Consider the following 16931-nt stretch of genomic DNA (forward strand, 5'->3'; position numbering starts at 1 on the left):
ATGGCTGCCAATCGCTTTGTCGCCAGCCTGTCCAACATCTACCGTCTGGGCATCAAAGAGTTGCGCAGCCTGGTCGCCGACAAGGTATTGCTGTTGCTGATCATCTGGGCGTTCTCAGGCGGCATTTATGTGGCGTCCACCGCGACCTCGACCGAGCTGCACAACGCGCCGGTGGCGGTGGTGGACGAGGACCAGTCCCCGCTGTCGCGCCGCCTGGTGGATGCGCTTTACCCGCCCTACTTCAAGCTGCCGCAGCAGATGGCACTGAACCAGATGGATGCGGCGATGGACAAGGGCCTGTACTCCTTCACCCTGATCATCCCAGCCCACTTCCAGAGTGACCTGGTGGCCGGGCGCCAGCCCGAGGTGCAGCTCAACATCGACGCCACCAACATGAGCCAGTCCTTCATCGGGGCGAGTTACATCCAGTCGATTGCCAGCGCCGAGATCACCGAATTTTTGACTGGCAAACGCGACAGCACGGCGCTGCCGATCCAGTTGGTGACCCGCGTGCGCTTTAACCCGAATCTCAACGGCAAATGGTTTGGCGGGGTGATGGAGGTGATCAGCAACGTCACCATGTTGACCATCATCCTGGTGGGTGCCGCGCTGATTCGTGAGCGTGAACACGGCACCATCGAGCACCTGCTGGTGATGCCGCTGGCCCCTTACGAGATCATGCTGGCCAAGATCTGGGCCAACGGGCTGGCGGTGCTGCTGGGCGTGATTTTTGCGATGACGGTGGTGCTGCAGCTGGTGCTCAAGATCCCGATTGCCGGGTCGGTGACGCTGTTTGTGGGTGCTGCCGCGCTGTACCTGTTTGCGGCCGCGTCCATCGGCATCTATCTGGGCACGCTGGCGCGCTCGATGCCGCAGCTGGGCTTGTTGATCATCCTGACCATCATCCCGCTGCAACTCCTTTCAGGCGGTGTGACGCCGCGTGAAAGCATGCCGGAGCTGGTGCAACACCTGATGCTGGCCGCACCCACCACCTACTTTGTGCGGCTGGCGCAGGCCATTTTGTACCGGGGCGCCGGGCTGGGCGTGGTGTGGTTTGACATGCTCTGTATGCTGGGTGTGGGCAGCGTGTTTTTTGTCGCGGCGCTGCGGCGTTTTCGCAGCTCGGTGACGCAGACGCAGGCTTGAGTCGTTCAGAAATAATAGCTATCTGCCCTTTATCTATAAGGGCTGGAGGCCAAAAAGCCTTGGAAGTGTCATCGTTGTCTGCGGTTGCAAAGCAGACAGAAAGCCATGGCGCTTTGTTGAGGGGGCTCACCGGCTGTGGGTGGTAGGAGATGGGTTCAGCCGCCGCTCCAACCCATCCCCTGCTGATTGTCGCTGTTGGAGCGCGAACAGGGCGGTCCGAACTCTGCAGGCCTCATCTGACAAGTCAGCAGTGAAAGTTGTCCCCGTACCCTACGGATAATGTGGCCACCTGCAATGGGTGCCACCAAGGCCACGCCACACTGTCAACCAGCGCCTCCACCCGATGCATGCAACCAAAGGGGAGAACATGCCTGCACTCGTGCCCGAGCTTGTCGATATGGCAAGCTCACCAGCCGTATCAACAGCTAACCTACTGCGCCGCGCCCTTGTCGTGGCCCGCCGCCTTGCTGTCCCTGAGCTTGTGTGCTGGATCAATTCCGAGCTAAATGGCTACGATGGAGAGGTTCCCGACTATCGGGTAATTTCCGGGCACCTGTTTGCGGAGGATCTTTATCGCAAATCGGTTCCGTTCATGGTTCCGCCTGAAATCGCGGACATGTTGACGAATATGAAGCTGTACGAATCCATCCCAGAACTCATTCAGTTCTCTCAAAGTGGCCAAATGTTGCGGCGCTACTTTCCTCCCGATGGTGAACAGCTTCTTATGTGCATGATGCAAGAGGGGTCAGGATACGCAACGCGCCCATTTTTGAAGTTCTCTTGTATACAAGTGACCGGCGTGATAGAGCGTGTCAGAAGCCGCATTCTTGATTGGGCGCTAGACCTTGAAGGGCGCGGGATCATCGGTGAAGGAATGTCCTTTACGCAACAGGAGAAGCAAGCCGTGCAAGAACAGCATTTTCATTTTGTCAACGTGTCGGGCTCGCAGATTCAGATCAGTTCCAACGGATCAACCCAGACCCAAGCCAACCCCACCACGGGCACCGACCTTGATGCACTGCGCGGCTTGATCGAAGCCCTGGGCGCTGCCCTTGACCGTGGTGCCGTACAAGGCGATGTAGCCGACGAACTGCGGGCCGAACTGGCGACCCTGAAGGCGCAAGCCACTTCACCGAAGCCGAAGTGGGAAATCATCAAAGCCACAGCCCTCAGCATCAAGACCGTTGCTGAGGGCGCAGCGGGCAGCATCCTGGGTGAACTGGCGAAGCCGCACGTTCAAACGTTGCTGGCCCTTGCTGCTGGCGCTATTAAGGGCTAATGGTTCATTGCGCTTGATTGCGAAGGGAGCGCAGTCACTCACCAGACCCCGTCAATCGACGGGGCACGCAAGACAAGCTTCTTGGGCGTGCCTTGGCTATCACCTAGGGCCAGTTCCTTCAATGCCGATGGAGGACGGCGGAACCATGAAAGGCAAACGTTCGCTAGGTCAATCGAGCTTCCAGATTGGCTGTCAATAAGCGACTCAGCAAGCGCAGAATCGTGCTCCAAGTAGTAGTCCCCTGTCCGCCGTAGATCGTTTATGCAGGTCTTCTGATCGGCCAAAGGCTTCTGAAGCATCCACCTTGGCACGTGCTGCACGTGCCCGTCTTCCTTGAAGCCTATGCCCATGATGGGGGCCATGAAGTCAATCAGCCAGCCTTTGCATTCGACCCACGCATGAAACGCTTGACTATCGCTTTCAGGTCCGTCCCCCATGCGTCCGTACATGGCGACGGTTGAGTTTTTTTCGTTAACCATCATCGCCATGACTCCGGTGCTGATCGTGGCGGGTAGCTTGTAATGCTCCCGAAGGATCAATGTCCCAGCGATAGTGAACAGGATGCAGGCCCGATGCGTGCAGGCAACTTCGCTCGCCTGAAGTACGCTGTAGATAACCTGATAGATACGCTGATAGTCCGGCAACGGAAGCAGTGGGTGTGTCTTCATGCCGCCACTTTAAACGGTGCGTCCATATAGCACTTCCGCTTTTTACAAAGTTCTGGATGAAGGACAGATTTCTGGCTTGGATTCAACCGGTCGAAGCAGCCAACCGAGGTCTTGAATCTTGAGTGTTACGTTTCAGCGCCCACCGATACTAGCCTTCGAAATCCGACAGACAGTTTCCAGCCTGCACCCACCCTAAACCCAAGCACCACATGGTGCCCGGCGCATCAAAGTCAGGCAGCCGTCGTGCACCAGCCCACGCCCGTTGGCTTAATCAATCCAACCTACAGCCAACACAGATACCATAGCACCTAGCCCTTTTTAAATAAGGGCTAGAGCACGTTTTGATGCATAACCTGGTGCATCCACTTAGCCCGCCATGTGCGCTGGCGAACAGCCAGCGCGGCGCCCGTGGCGAATACTCGGAGCCCTCTTCGTTGTTCAGGGGTGCCCATGCTTTGTTTGCCAACCAGTCACGCCCAATCCAGGTGCCCGGCTTGAACCACCGGGTGGCCTGAGGTGCCTTGGAATATCCGTGCCTTCTGGCGTCTGCTGACACAGACTGCACAGTCCTGGCTGGCCGATTACGCGCTCAGCATGGGCGCGGCGCTGGCCTACTACACCCTGTTTTCGCTGGCGCCCTTGTTGCTGATCGTGATCTCGGTGGCGGGCTTGGTGTTTGGTGAAGACGCGGCACGCGGTGAAATTGCGCACCAGCTCAGCAGCTTGATGGGCGATGCCGGTGCCAAAGCCGTGCAGGACTTGCTGGCCAGTGTCGACAAACCGCTGGAGGGCTCACTGGCCACCGTGCTGGGCCTGCTGATGCTGTTTGTTGGCGCCACCTCGGTATTTGGCGAATTGCAGGACGCGCTGGATCGCATCTGGCGCGTGGCGGCGCAGCAGCCCAGCAGTGGTTGGCTGGCTCTGGTGCGGGCGCGGCTGCTGTCTTTTGGCATGATTTTGGCGATTGGTTTCCTGCTGATGGTGTCCCTGGTGACCAGTGCGGTGCTGGGTGTCATGGGCAACTGGTTGCAGCCGGTGTTTGGCGGCTGGCTGGTGCTGGCGGCGGTGGTCAACGCTTTAGGCAGCTTTTTGCTGGTGGCCGCCATGTTTGCACTGATCTACAAGGTGATGCCGCGGGCGCGGGTGCAGTGGCGAGACGTCTGGACCGGTGCGTTGTTCACCGCCACCTTGTTCACTTTTGGCAAGTTTTTGATTGGTCTGTACATCGGGCGCAGCGGGGTGATTTCGGGCTTTGGCGCGGCGGGTTCGCTGGTGGTGGTGTTGCTGTGGGTTTATTACTCGGCGCAGATTTTTCTGATTGGTGCTGAATTCACCTGGGTGTATGCCAATGCGTATGGCTCGCGCCGGGTGTTGGCGCCTCCGCAGGCCACGCACTGAAGCGGTCTCGGCTGTTGGCGCGACGCCAGCTGCGTGTGGCAGCGCACAAACAAGCGGGCGGGTGGTGGGTAGCATGCGCGATTTGGTCGATTTACCCGACAGCCACTGGCTGCAACACCCATGTCTTCCCGCCGACCGCAGAAACCACGTCCAGCTGCCGCCCAGCAGCTTGAATCGCTCACCCAGTTGATGGGTCATGCCGAGGATGTGAAAACGCTGATGGAGGAGTTCGCTGAAGGGCTGTCGTCGGTGAATCTGGTGCTCAAGCAGGAGCTTAGCGCCCCCAACCGCCAGTCCAGCATTGACAGCGCCATCCAGCACAGCGAGATTCTGGAGGGCAAGGTGCAAGACGCGACCGACAAGCTGGCGCTGATGAACGATGCGCTGGAGACCGAATGGCAATCACGCTACGACCTGGAGGAACAACTGGCCGCCGTGATTCTGGACGAAGCCGCCGCACGCCACGCCTCACTGCACGACCCGCTCACCGGTCTGCCCAACCGCTCGTTGTTTGAGAACCGGCTGACGCTCGGGCTGGCACAGGCCAAACGGTATGACCGGGCGCTGGCGGTGATGTTTTTGGACCTCAATGAGTTCAAACAGATCAACGATGTGTATGGGCACGATGTGGGTGATATGGTGTTGCAGACCATCGCCGACCGCCTCAAGGAGACCACACGCCAAGCCGACACCGTCAGCCGCCTGGGGGGTGACGAGTTTGTTTACCTGCTGGCCGAGTTTGCCGACCTGCGCGATGTGCTGCGGGTGGCGCAAAAAATCATCCAGGCCATTCAAATCCCTTGCCAGCTGGCGCAGGGTGTCCTGGTGGTTCAGGCCAGCATCGGGATCGCGATCTACCCCAAACACGGCGATTCGGCTCAGGCCCTGCTCAAAAGCGCCGACCACGCCATGTTCAAGGCCAAACGCAGCAAATCCAGCTACGCTTTCGCTGGTTAAGGCCCATGCCCCGCACGGCCTGGGGATTTGGCGTTTGGCGCGCCTGGGCGGGCTTGGTTAGCATGTGATGCGATCCGGGCAGCCCCCTTTTGGCGCTGGCAGAGTTGCCGCCCAGGACGCCTGTCAACAGCACACGAATGGGTAACGATGAAACAGTATCTGGTGTGGATTCTGAGCAGCGCCCTTGGCGCACTGGGTGCCAACGCCCAGGTGCCCGACGCTGCGGCTACACGGCCTACCCCCGCGGTATCTGGCGCGCAACCACAGCCAGACATCTTGGCCAAAGGCCTGGCGCATCCCTGGGGGCTGAGCTTCATCGATGCCCAGCGCCTGCTGGTCACTGAACGACCCGGGCGCCTGCGGGTGGTCACGCTGCAGGGCCAAGTCGGCCCCGCCGTCACCGGGCTGCCACCGATCCAGGCGGCAGGCCAAGGTGGGCTGCTGGATGTGCTGGCCGACAGCCAATTCACCAGCAACCGCACGGTCTATTTCTGCTACACCGAACCCGACGCCACCGGCAAACTCAACTCTACCGCGCTGGCCTCGGCCAGACTGTCGGAGGATGAGCGCCGCCTGGACAAGGTCCAGGTGATCTTCAGCCAACAGCCCAAGCTCTCCGGTAGCGCACATTTTGGTTGCCGGATTGTGGAAAGCCCGGACGGCAAGTTGTTCCTCACGCTCGGTGACCGTTACCACCACATGCAGGACGCCCAGACGCTGGACAACCACCTGGGTAAGGTGGTGCGACTGAACAAAGATGGCAGCGTCCCCGCTGACAACCCGCTGCGGGGCCGAGCCGGGGCGCTGCCAGGGATCTGGAGCTGGGGCCACCGCAATATGCAAGGTGCGGCCTGGGGCCCGGACGGTCTTTTGTGGACCACAGAACACGGCCCGCAAGGCGGAGATGAACTCAACCGCCTGTTGCCCGGCCAGAACTACGGTTGGCCGGTCATCACCTATGGCGAGCAATACGGAGGTGGCCCGATTGGCCAGGGCATTCAGGCCAAGGTCGGCATGCTGCAGCCACTGCACCAGTGGACGCCGTCGATGGCGCCCTCTGGCTTGGCTTTTGTTACCAGCGCACAGTACGGCACAGCCTGGCAGGGCAGCTTGCTGGTGGGCTCGCTGAAGTTCCGCTATCTGGCCCGGCTCGAACTTCAGGGCGGCCAAGTGCTGCGTGAAGAGAAGCTGCTGCAACAACTCAATGAACGCATCCGCGCGGTGCGCCAGGGCCCGGACGGGCTGATCTATTTGCTGACCGACAGCCCCCAGGGCATGTTGCTGCGACTCAGACCGCGTTGAGTCTGGCCCGCTGCGGGCGGGTTTGCGCTATCGCGATGATTTGCAAAAACGATCCCGCTGAAGGCAGGTTCTTCCTACACTGATCCCCGACAGCGACGAACCCGATTGACCACGTACCCAAGGAGATGACCATGAGCACAACCCCCCCCACCCCCGCCGGCCAATGCCCGGTGATGCACGGCGGCAACACCGCCACCGGCCAGTCCACCATGGCCTGGTGGCCCAACGCGCTGAACCTGGACATCCTGCACCAGCACGACAGCAAGACCAACCCGATGGGCCAGGCCTTTAACTACCGCGAAGAAGTCAAGAAGCTCGACGTGGCAGCCCTCAAAAAAGACTTACACGCCTTCATGACCAACAGCCAGGACTGGTGGCCGGCTGACTGGGGCCACTACGGCGGCCTGATGATCCGCATGGCCTGGCACTCGGCAGGCTCTTACCGCACGGCGGACGGCCGGGGCGGTGGTGGCCATGGCAACCAGCGTTTTGCGCCACTGAACTCCTGGCCCGACAACGGCAACCTGGACAAAGCACGCCGCCTGCTCTGGCCCATCAAAAAGAAATACGGCAACAAACTCAGCTGGGCTGACCTGATTCTGCTGGCGGGCACCGTGGCGTATGAATCGATGGGTTTAAAAACCTTTGGTTTTGCCTTTGGCCGCGAAGACATCTGGCACCCAGAGCAAGACACCTACTGGGGCGCCGAGAAAGAATGGCTGGCACCCAGCGGCAGCACGGGCAGCCGCTACTCGGGCGAGCGTGATCTGGAAAACCCGCTCGCTGCTGTGATGATGGGCCTGATTTATGTGAACCCTGAAGGCGTGGACGGCAACCCCGACCCGCTCAAGACCGCCCAGGACATGCGTGTCACCTTTTTGCGCATGGCCATGAACGACGAGGAAACCGTGGCGCTCACCGCCGGTGGCCACACCGTGGGTAAGGCACACGGCAACGGCAGCGCAGCCAACCTGGGCCCGGCACCCGAAGGTGCGGATGTGGATGAACAAGGCCTGGGCTGGGTCAACCACACCGGCCGTGGCATCGGTCGCGACACCGTCACCAGCGGCATTGAGGGCGCCTGGACCACCCACCCGACGCAGTGGGACAACGGCTACTTCCAGATGCTGCTCAAGCACGACTGGGAACTCAAAAAGAGCCCGGCCGGTGCCTGGCAGTGGGAGCCAGTCAGCATCAGCGAGGAAGACCGGCCGGTGGATGTGGAAGACCCCAGCATCCGCCTCAACCCGATCATGACCGATGCCGACATGGCGCTCAAAATGGACCCGGCCTACCGCGTGATTTCAGAGCGTTTCGCCAAAGATCAGGCCTATTTCTCAGACGTGTTTGCCCGCGCCTGGTTCAAGCTGACCCACCGCGACATGGGTCCGAAGGCGCGGTACATCGGCCCCGATGTACCGCAGGAAGATCTGATCTGGCAAGACCCGGTGCCAGCAGGCGCCACCAGCTACGACGTGGCCGCGGTCAAGGCCAAGATCAACGCCAGTGGCTTGTGCATCAGCGACCGGGTGGCCACCGCCTGGGACAGCGCCCGCACCTTCCGGGGTTCGGACAAACGCGGTGGGGCCAATGGTGCCCGCATCCGGCTGGCGCCGCAGAAGGACTGGCAAGGCAACGAGCCAGAGCGCCTGGCCCGGGTGCTGGCCGTGCTGGAAGGCATTGCAGCTGAAACCGGCGCCAGTGTGGCCGATGTGATTGTGCTGGCTGGCAACACCGGCATCGAGCAGGCGGCCAAGGCGGCGGGTTTTGAGGTGACGGTGCCGTTTGCACCGGGCCGGGGTGATGCCAGCCAGGCGTTGACCGATGTGGAGTCCTTTGAGCCGCTGGAGCCTGTACACGACGGTTTTCGCAATTGGCTCAAACAGAACTTCACGGTCAAGCCGGAAGAACTACTGCTGGACCGCAGCCAACTGATGGGCTTGACTGCGCACGAGATGACGGCGCTGGTGGGCGGCCTGCGGGTGCTGGGCACCAACCATGGCGGCAACAAACAGGGTGTGTTCACCGGCCGCGAAGGTGTGTTGACGAATGACTTCTTCGTCAACCTGACCGACATGGCCTACAGCTGGAAGCCAACTGGCCGCAACTCTTACGAGATCGTGGACCGCAAGACCGGCCAGGTGAGGTGGACCGCGACGCGGGTGGACCTGGTGTTTGGCTCCAACGCAATCCTGCGTGCTTATGCCGAGGTCTATGCGCAGGATGACAACCAGGCCAAGTTTGTGCAGGACTTCGTCGCAGCCTGGACCAAGGTCATGAACGCCGACCGTTTCGACCTGGTCTGAAAAAACAGCGCAAGCTGCCTGGGTGGCTTGTGCTGTTGTTATCGTTTCTGGTTGCTGGTTAATATGAAATTAATAGCTACTAGCCCTTGATTTATAAGGGATAGAGGCCAAAAAGCCTTGTAAATCTATTTGGGTGCCAGCACCGCCATGGTCAGGCGGGAGACACAGCTCAGTTCACCCGCATCGTTGCGCAGCTCAATCTGCCAGACCTGGGTCGTGCGGCCAATGTGCACCGGGCGTGCTGTGCCGGTGACCCAGCCGCTGCTGACACCGCGCAGGTGGTTAGCGTTGATGTCCAGCCCCACTGCCTGGTAGCCGACCGGGCAGGCGTAGTTGGCTGCCACCGAGCCCAGGGTTTCGGCCAGCACCACACTGACCCCACCGTGCAACAGGCCAAAGGGCTGGCGCGTGCGCGCATCCACCGGCACCCGCGCGCTGATGAAATCCTCACCTACCTCCAGAAATTCAATGCCCAAGTGACTGACTGCGGTGTTGGCGCTCAGAGCGGTGACGGCTTCGACGGAGATGGGTTGTTGCCAGAGGGTGGAGGTCATGGTGGGCTCAGCAAGGACAGTTCTTGAAGTTTGACTTCGAGGTCATAAAGCCGACTTTGGCTGATGGCGTCACCTGGCAAATGTCCCGGCAACGCATCCCGAAAACGGCGATCAGCCAGCAGTTGAGCAAACTGCTTAGCCAGATAGACCTGCAATTCTCGAGGCATTTGCCTGCACTCTCTGATCAGGCTCACGCGTCCATCCACCACGCTCAATATGTCGCCCAGATCGTGGCTGAACAGGTAGTCACCGCCACCACGGCCATAAAACGCTTCCAGTTTGGTGCCGATGAACACGGGTGCTTGGATGACACGGATCTCTGCCCCGCTTGGTAGCCTGAACATCTGGGCGGTTTGGAGGCACAGCGGGTACCAGCGGTTGGCAAAGCCCAGGATGTCTTCCAGTGTCGGCATCACATCCACCGTGATGCCTCCAACTTGCCAACGGCAGATGGGCGCGCTGGCGCGCATGTCCTGCGTAAAGCCCAGTTGACGCAGCGCTGCCTCGATGCGGTGATAGTCCGCCAGCGCCAGCACTTCGGCCACGATGTCCACGTCTTCCGTGGGGCGAATGGCAGGGTTGGCGGGGTCGGTGATCAGCAGGCCGACCACCGCCCCGCCGACAAAAACAAACTGATGACACAGTTGTGGGCCAAGCCGGTGTGCCACCAGCTCCAGCATGACCACATTGGGGTCGTTCGGGTTCAGCGTTGGCATCATGTCGCCCACCGTTTGTCGAGTTCGGCTATGGCCAGCGCCCGCTCACGCGGGCTTCCGCCGCGTACCGCATCCGCTAGCACCAACAGTTCGTAGAGCGCCGGGTTGGCCAACGCGGCCTCTGGCGCTGTGGGATACAGCGGGTAAAACGCGGCACCGCGTACGGAGCCGAGCTTGTGCGGCCATACCGGCTCGGTTTCATTGGGTTGGACAATCAACGCGCGCATCGGCGGGGCTGCATAACTGGTCGGCACGCCGCGTGTCAGTTCGCCGCGCGTCGCGGGAAAGCAATAGCGCAGTCCGTACTGCACAAACAGGCGCAAAGGTTCCAGCAACACCACGGGTCGTCCGCTGGCGTCTTTGCGGGCCAGTTGAGCCGTCACCGCCCGCTCAACCCCAGCGTGGATTTCAGACGCGGTGAGCTTGAGCTCGCCCGCCAACGTGGCATAAGTAGGTGCCATGTCTTGCTGCAAGGACAGGCGCAACAAAACGACGACATCTTGTGGCCGCAAGACGATTTGTGGATTGCTTTTGGCGCGACTCATGTGTTGATTCTAAACACTGATTCGCTATTCGCGAATAGCGAATTCTGCAAAAATAAAGAGATAAATCCAATGCTTGTGTGCTTATGGTGTTTGAATTCAACGTTGGAAATTGTGCAAAGCATTTACGCGATGCGGCAGCCCTGGCCACGGTGCCAGGAAGATGCTGCAGATCGATTGCTGGCCAGATCCAACAGGTTCAAAACCAGCTTGCCACCCAATGTGGCATCACGCCAAGGCATACTCAAAACATCCGGTCGCGTTTACTAGCCGCCGGACGGTAGAAGGCAGTGTCATCCGGGTGGATGAGCTGCCGCAGACACATGACTGAGGGAAAAGAATGATTGACGGTTTGATTGCAGGCAAGTTGTTGGGAGACCCCGAGCAGCGTCTGGGCAAGGGGGAGAGTCGTTATGTGGTGGCCAAGGTACGGGCACAGGCCGGGGATGGTGAGCACCTGATCGTCAACGTGATTGCTTTTGAGGCGACGTGTTGCCGCGACTTGCTGTTGCTGCGTGATGGTGACTCGGTGGCTTTGTCGGGCAGCCTGACGCCCAAGGCCTGGACCGACAAACAAGGCAACGTCAAACCCGCGCTGGACCTGGTGGCGCAGCGCTTGCTCAGTGCCTACCCGCCAGAGGTTTGAACGCGATCACGCCCAACATGGCCCCATAAAAAAGGCCCGGCTGTGATGCGCATCACAGCCGGGCCTGTTGCTGACGTGCCGTGTTTAAGCGGCGTTAGCGGCCAGCGGTTTCTTCAGGGCGGCCAAAGCCAGGGCACTGACCACGGTGCCAGCCACGATGGCCAGCAGGTAGGCGCCCAGGTTGGTCACGGCATTGGGAATTGGCAGCACAAACACGCCACCATGCGGCACACGCAACTCGCTACCCATCACCATCGACAGGGCACCGGCCACGGCTGAGCCAATCATCAGCGCTGGAATGACGCGCAGCGGGTCCTTGGCAGCAAAGGGAATCGCGCCTTCGGTGATGAACGAGATACCCAGCACGGCGGTGGCTTTGCCAGCTTCACGCTCGTCGGCGGTGAAACGGTTCTTGAACACCACGGTGGCCAAGGCCAGCGCCAGGGGCGGTGTCATACCGGCGGCCATCACAGCTGCCATCGGCGCATAAACTTCGCTGGCGATCAGGCCAGTGGCAAAAGCGTAGGCTGCCTTGTTGACCGGTCCACCCATGTCAAACGCCATCATCGAACCCAACAGCAAGCCCAGAAAGATCGCGTTGGAGCCTTGCAGGCCTTTGAGCCAAGCGGTGATTGCGGCCAACACCAGGCTGACGGGTTCACCCACCACGTAATACATCAGCAGGCCCACAATGGCGGTGCCCAGCAGCGGCAGGATCAGCACCGGTTTCAAGCCGTCGAGGTTGCGGCCGAGTTGGATCTTGTCGTTGAGGAACTTGACGGTGTAACCAGCCAGGAAACCAGCCGCAATACCGCCAATAAAACCGGCACCAATCGAGGCGGCGATCATGCCGCCAATCATGCCCGGTGCCAGACCGGGTCGGTCGGCAATCGAGTGGGCGATGAAGCCCGCCAAAATCGGCACCATCAGTGCAAAACCGCTCTTGGCACCAATCGTGAACAAGGTCCATGCCAGTGTGCCCTTGTTGGCGTCTTCGTACACATAAATGCCACCGAGTGCAAAGCCCAGGGCGATCAACAGACCACCGGCCACCACAAACGGGATCATGTAAGACACACCGGTCATCAAGTGTTTGTAGGCACCGGTGCGGCTGGCGCTCTGCTGCGCCTTGGCGGCCTTGACCTGGTCGGCATAAGCCACACCCGTCGCGGGGGCAGCAGCCTTGGCCTCGACCATGGCGGTGCGCACCACCAGGGCACCGTCCTTGATGGCGGCCTTGGTGCTGGTCTCGTAAATGCGTTTGCCGGCAAAACGGCTCATGTCGACATTGGTGTCGGCAGCAATCAGCACGATGTCGGCGTTGGCCACGTCAGCGGCGGTGAGCGTGTTTTGCGCACCGACCGAGCCCTGGGTTTCGACCTTGATGCTGTAGTTGTTGGCTTTAGCGCCACTCTCCAGGCCTTCGGCGGCCATGAAGGTGTGGGCGATGCCGGTCGGGCACGAGGTGATGGCCACAATTTGCGGCAGGCTCGGGTCGCGTGCGGGTGCAGCGGCGGCGGCAGTCTGTGCGCCTGGGTTGACTTGGCCCAGGGCATGGCGGATCACCGCCTCGGCATCACGGATGGCGGCGACGGTGCTGACTTCGAGCATGTATTTGCCAGCAAAGCGTGCGGTGTCGACACGGGTGTCGGCCGCAATGATCACCGCGTCGGCAGCGGCAATGTCCTCGGCACTCAGGGTGTTGCGGGTGCCGACGGAGCCTTGTGTCTCCACGCGCAGGCTGTGGCCGGTGCGGTCAGCAGCTTGTTGCAGGGCCTCGGCGGCCATGATGGTGTGAGCGATGCCGGTCGGGCAAGCGGTCACTGCGACTATTTTTGACATGGTTTGTTTCCTTGGGTCAGTGAGGGAAAGGGAGTCAGCCGATTCAGCTGAATGAACTGATATGGACCATTTGGGCCAATGCCCGCACAGTGTCCGGTGCGGGCAGATGGGGCCCGAGCCGCGCCAGCTTGCCAGCCGCAAACGCGGTTGCCAGGCGGGCGCAGTCAGACAAGCCCAGCCCAGCAATCTGTGCCGCAACGATGCCGGCCACCATGGCGTCACCAGCACCCACGGTGCTGATCAGCTCGGTCGGGATGGGGTGTGCCAGCAGGGCCTCTTTGCGGTTGACAAACAGCGCACCGTCGCCGCCCATGGACACCACCACCGTGTCCGGTGGGTTGGGCCGGGCCAGCAGTTCACGTGCAGCCGCGACCACCGAGTCGGCGTCGGTCAGCGTTTGCCCGATCAGTTCGGAGAGTTCAGCCCGGTTGGGTTTGATGATGTCGGGCGCCGCGCCCACACCGGCGTTGAGTGCCGCGCCACTGGCATCCAGCAACACATGGGCGCCCAGGCTGTGCACATGGGTGATCAGGCGCTGGTAGGTGTCGGCCGGCCACTGGGGTGGCAAGCTGCCCGAGGCGACCACCCAGCTGCCTGGGCTGACCATGCCGTCAATACGTGCCAGCAAACGCTCAAACAAGGCCTGGATGGCCTCGGGCTCGAGTGTGGGCCCGGGCATGTTGATGTCGGTGGTGTCCCCGCTGCGTTTGTCCACCAGCTTGGTGTTGATCCGCGTGAGACCATCGAGGTAGAAGAAGCGGTTGTCAATGCCTTTGGCATGGAACAGGGTCTCAAACTGGGCCGCGTTGTCGCGGCCGATCTGGCCGGTCACGGCGGTAGCCACACCAAAATCAGCCAGGCACGAGGCGACATTGATGCCCTTGCCACCCACGTCGACCTGCATGCGCACAGCGCGGTTGACCTCGCCCAGGCGCAGCTGATCAACTTCCAGGGTGTGGTCCAGCGCCGGGTTCAGCGCCACCGCGACCACGCGCGGGTGGCTGTTGTGCATGGAGGGGTTCATAAAGCACGCACCTCATCGGCGCTGCCTGCGGCCAGCGCACGTTGTGCCAGCTGTTGCATGGCGTTGAAGGAGTCACCGCGCAGGGTGGCTTTGACGGAAGCGATGTCCTGGGCACTCATCGAGAGCTCATCCACGCCCAGCCCAGTGAGGATGCGGGCACCCAGCGGGTCACCGGCCAGTCCGCCACAGACACCGACCCAGGTGCCGTGTTTTTTGGCAGCGGCCACGGTGCGGGCGATCAGGTCCAGCACGGCGGGGTGCAGGCTGTCGGCCTGGGCGGCCAGCGCCGGATGCTGGCGATCAATCGCCAGGGTGTACTGGGTCAGGTCATTGGTGCCCACCGAGAAGAAGTCCACCAGCGGGGCAAACTTGTCAGCCATCACCGCCACCGCAGGCACCTCAACCATGATGCCGATCTTGAGTTCGGGGCCGTTGACCTGGGCGCGGGCACGTTCGCAGTGCTCGCGCAGCGCTTCGATCTCGCTGGTGTGGGTGACCATCGGGAACATGATCCGGATCGGGCCGTGGGCGGCGGCACGGTACAGCGCGCGCAGCTGGGTGTAGAGCAGGTCCTGGCGAATCAACAACAGGCGTGCGCCACGTACCCCGAGAAACGGGTTTTCTTCCTGTGGTAGGTTCAGGTAGGCCACCTTCTTGTCACCACCGATGTCCAGCGCACGGATGATCAGGGTGCGACCACCCATGGCTTCGGTCATCTCACGGTAAACACGGTACTGCTCGTCTTCGTCCGGTGCGCTGTTGCGCTCCAGAAACAGGAACTCGGTGCGCATCAGGCCCACCCCTTCGGCACCCGCTTCGATGGCGACGCTGGCCTGTTTGGCGTTGGCCACGTTGGCGGCGATCTCGATGGTGTGGCCGTCGCTGGTGGTGGCGGGCAGGTAGCGGCTTTCACGCAAGGTGTTGCGTGCGACCAGTTGGCGTTCAATCACCGCTGCGGCGGCGTCTTGGTCGCTCTGCGAGACGTCCAGATAAACCGCGCCGACGCTGCCGTCGATCACCGCGAGCTGACCTTCTGGTGCCGCCAGCAGCGCGCTGCCAGCTGCCACCACCGCTGGCAGACCCAGGGTGCGCGCCAGGATCGCGGTGTGCGAGGTCGGGCCGCCGCTGCTGATCGCCAGGCCCACCACAAAGGCCATGTCGAGCTGCAAGGTGTCAGACGGGGTCAGGTCTTCGGCCACCAGAATGCTGGGTTGCGTGAGCACCAGGCGTTGGCGCTCGATACCCAGCATACGGGCCAGCACCCGCTCACCCACATCGCGCAGGTCCAGCGCCCGTGCGGCGAGCAGCGGGTCGGCCACCCCCTGAAGTTTTTCGACCCGGGTCTGCAAAGCGTTTTGCCAGGCCCAGGCGGCACCATGGCCGCGCAGAATGCTGGCCAGCGCGTCGCGCAGCAGGTCGGCGTCTGCGATGAGTTCGCGGTGCGCGGCAAAAATGGCGGCCTCGGTGGCGCCAAGGCGGCTGCGGGTCTGGGCCTCCAGGGTTTCGAGTTCCTGGCTGATGGCCAGCACCGCAGCCTCCAGGGCTTCACCCTCGGCCACCACATCACCCGGGATGTCATGCACATCAAACTGGTGGCTGACGTGCCGTACCAGGGCGCCAATCGCCAAACCGGGGCTGGCACCAATGCCGTAAATCGCCTGTGGGCTGCCACCGGGCAGCCAGTCGGGGGCGCTGCGCCGTGCTGCCAGCGCGTTGCGGCGGGCACGTTCGGCATCGGCCTTCTCTTCGCTAGACAGGGAGTGCACCACATCCAGCAAGGCATCCACCGCGCGCCGGGCGTCCGGGCCACGGGCAGCGAAACGCAGGCTGTCGCCACGCGACGCGCCCAAGGACAACAAGCCGGTCAGCGCCTTTGCGTCGGCAAATTCCTGGCCTTTGTAGACACGCAATTCGCAAGCAAAACGTTTGGCGGTGTCGACCCAGCGCGTGGCCGGGCGCGCATGCAAGCCATTGGGGTAGTCCAGCGTCCAGACAGATTGCGCATCGTTGGGCCATTCCTGCACGGCTGTGACCGGGCTGGTCGTTTGTACCGGTTCGTCAGCCAGGGTACCCATAATCAGTTGGGCGTCGTTGGTGGCCACCAGGCTTTCGATGCTTTGTGGCCGCTGCATCAGGCGTGTCAGGCGGCGCAGCAGCACGATGTGTTCGTCCGATTTGGCGGCAATTGCCACCACCAGTTGCGCCCGGTCACCGTCTTTCCAGCTCACGCCATCACGGAACTGCACCACCGCCACCCCGGTGTGGTGGATCAGATGCCGGTCTTCCACCATGCCGTGTGGAATCGCCACGGCCGAACCCAGAAAAGTGTTGGCCACCTCTTCGCGTTTGAGCATGCTGTCCACATAACCGGGGTCGATATAACCCGCATCCACCAGCAGTTGCCCGGCAAGGCGCACCGCTTCGGTCTTGTTGCTGGCCTGGGCGTTCAGTTTCACGCAGGCGGTTGTCATGGTTTCCATCCGTGTCTCCTTGCAGATCAATGGCGTACTTCGAGGTTTTTGCAAAATGATGTAATCGTTTACATATTCAT

The 16931-nt window shown here is 61.5% G+C and carries 14 protein-coding genes; 7 read left to right on the plus strand and 7 right to left on the minus strand.

Features of this window, described 5'->3' with window-relative positions; all coding sequences use genetic code 11:
* Together FDG13_RS06940 and FDG13_RS06945 are read left to right on the plus strand one after the other, a co-directional pair.
* Complete coding sequence (locus FDG13_RS06940) at positions 1 to 1146, plus strand: ABC transporter permease (RefSeq protein WP_180126074.1); 1146 nt, start codon at positions 1 to 3, stop codon at positions 1144 to 1146.
* A 367-nt stretch (positions 1147 to 1513) separates the two neighbouring features.
* Positions 1514 to 2425, plus strand: coding sequence for a hypothetical protein (locus FDG13_RS06945; protein ID WP_180126075.1), 912 nt, complete (start codon positions 1514 to 1516; stop codon positions 2423 to 2425).
* Positions 2426 to 2463: 38 nt separating this feature from the next.
* Here the strand turns inward: FDG13_RS06945 and FDG13_RS06950 are convergent, their stop codons facing one another.
* Positions 2464 to 3093 (minus strand): DUF2026 family protein, encoded by a 630-nt coding sequence (locus FDG13_RS06950; RefSeq protein WP_180126076.1) that lies wholly within the window; start codon positions 3091 to 3093, stop codon positions 2464 to 2466.
* 516 nt (positions 3094 to 3609) lie between these two features.
* Here FDG13_RS06950 and FDG13_RS06955 point away from each other — a divergent pair.
* The 4 genes from FDG13_RS06955 to katG all read left to right on the plus strand — a co-directional run bounded on the left by FDG13_RS06955 (position 3610) and on the right by katG (position 9056).
* Positions 3610 to 4491, plus strand: coding sequence for a YihY/virulence factor BrkB family protein (locus FDG13_RS06955; protein ID WP_370528179.1), 882 nt, complete (start codon positions 3610 to 3612; stop codon positions 4489 to 4491).
* A gap of 120 nt (positions 4492 to 4611) precedes the next feature.
* A complete protein-coding gene (locus FDG13_RS06960; RefSeq protein ID WP_180126077.1) occupies positions 4612 to 5448 on the plus strand; it encodes a GGDEF domain-containing protein in 837 nt (278 codons plus the stop codon).
* 147 nt (positions 5449 to 5595) lie between these two features.
* On the plus strand, positions 5596 to 6750 hold the full coding sequence (locus FDG13_RS06965) for a PQQ-dependent sugar dehydrogenase (RefSeq protein WP_180126078.1): 1155 nt from the start codon (positions 5596 to 5598) through the stop codon (positions 6748 to 6750).
* Positions 6751 to 6881: 131 nt separating this feature from the next.
* A complete protein-coding gene (gene katG / locus FDG13_RS06970; RefSeq protein WP_180126079.1) occupies positions 6882 to 9056 on the plus strand; it encodes a catalase/peroxidase HPI in 2175 nt (724 codons plus the stop codon).
* 125 nt (positions 9057 to 9181) lie between these two features.
* On the opposite strand, the gene FDG13_RS06975 is transcribed toward katG, so the two are convergent.
* The 3 genes from FDG13_RS06975 to FDG13_RS06985 are packed head-to-tail and all read right to left on the minus strand — an operon-like array spanning position 9182 to position 10871.
* Positions 9182 to 9610, minus strand: a complete 429-nt coding sequence (locus FDG13_RS06975; RefSeq protein WP_180126082.1) for a hotdog fold thioesterase — start codon at positions 9608 to 9610, stop codon at positions 9182 to 9184.
* A complete protein-coding gene (locus FDG13_RS06980; RefSeq protein ID WP_180126084.1) occupies positions 9607 to 10329 on the minus strand; it encodes a nucleotidyl transferase AbiEii/AbiGii toxin family protein in 723 nt (240 codons plus the stop codon). Before FDG13_RS06980 ends, FDG13_RS06975 begins: the two co-directional genes overlap by 4 nt.
* A complete protein-coding gene (locus FDG13_RS06985) occupies positions 10326 to 10871 on the minus strand; it encodes a hypothetical protein (protein ID WP_218942647.1) in 546 nt (181 codons plus the stop codon). Before FDG13_RS06985 ends, FDG13_RS06980 begins: the two co-directional genes overlap by 4 nt.
* 337 nt (positions 10872 to 11208) lie before the next feature.
* Here FDG13_RS06985 and FDG13_RS06990 point away from each other — a divergent pair, with 337 nt between their 5' ends.
* Entirely contained in the window at positions 11209 to 11514 is a 306-nt protein-coding gene (locus FDG13_RS06990) for a single-stranded DNA-binding protein (RefSeq protein ID WP_180126086.1), read from the plus strand.
* An 84-nt stretch (positions 11515 to 11598) separates the two neighbouring features.
* Here the strand turns inward: FDG13_RS06990 and FDG13_RS06995 are convergent, their stop codons facing one another.
* Genes FDG13_RS06995 through ptsP form a run of 3 tightly spaced genes read right to left on the minus strand, consistent with a single transcriptional unit; the run spans position 11599 to position 16860 of the window.
* Entirely contained in the window at positions 11599 to 13356 is a 1758-nt protein-coding gene (locus FDG13_RS06995; RefSeq protein ID WP_180126088.1) for a PTS fructose-like transporter subunit IIB, read from the minus strand.
* A gap of 43 nt (positions 13357 to 13399) precedes the next feature.
* A complete protein-coding gene (gene pfkB, locus FDG13_RS07000) occupies positions 13400 to 14380 on the minus strand; it encodes a 1-phosphofructokinase (protein ID WP_255435131.1) in 981 nt (326 codons plus the stop codon).
* Positions 14377 to 16860 carry a phosphoenolpyruvate--protein phosphotransferase gene (ptsP, locus tag FDG13_RS07005; RefSeq protein WP_180126090.1) on the minus strand — a complete coding sequence of 828 codons (2484 nt, stop codon included), beginning with the start codon at positions 16858 to 16860 and terminating at the stop codon, positions 14377 to 14379. Before ptsP ends, pfkB begins: the two co-directional genes overlap by 4 nt.
* Positions 16861 to 16931 lie beyond the last annotated feature (71 nt).

The organism is Rhodoferax sp. BLA1, assembly GCF_013416775.1.
GTDB lineage: Bacteria > Pseudomonadota > Gammaproteobacteria > Burkholderiales > Burkholderiaceae_C > Rhodoferax.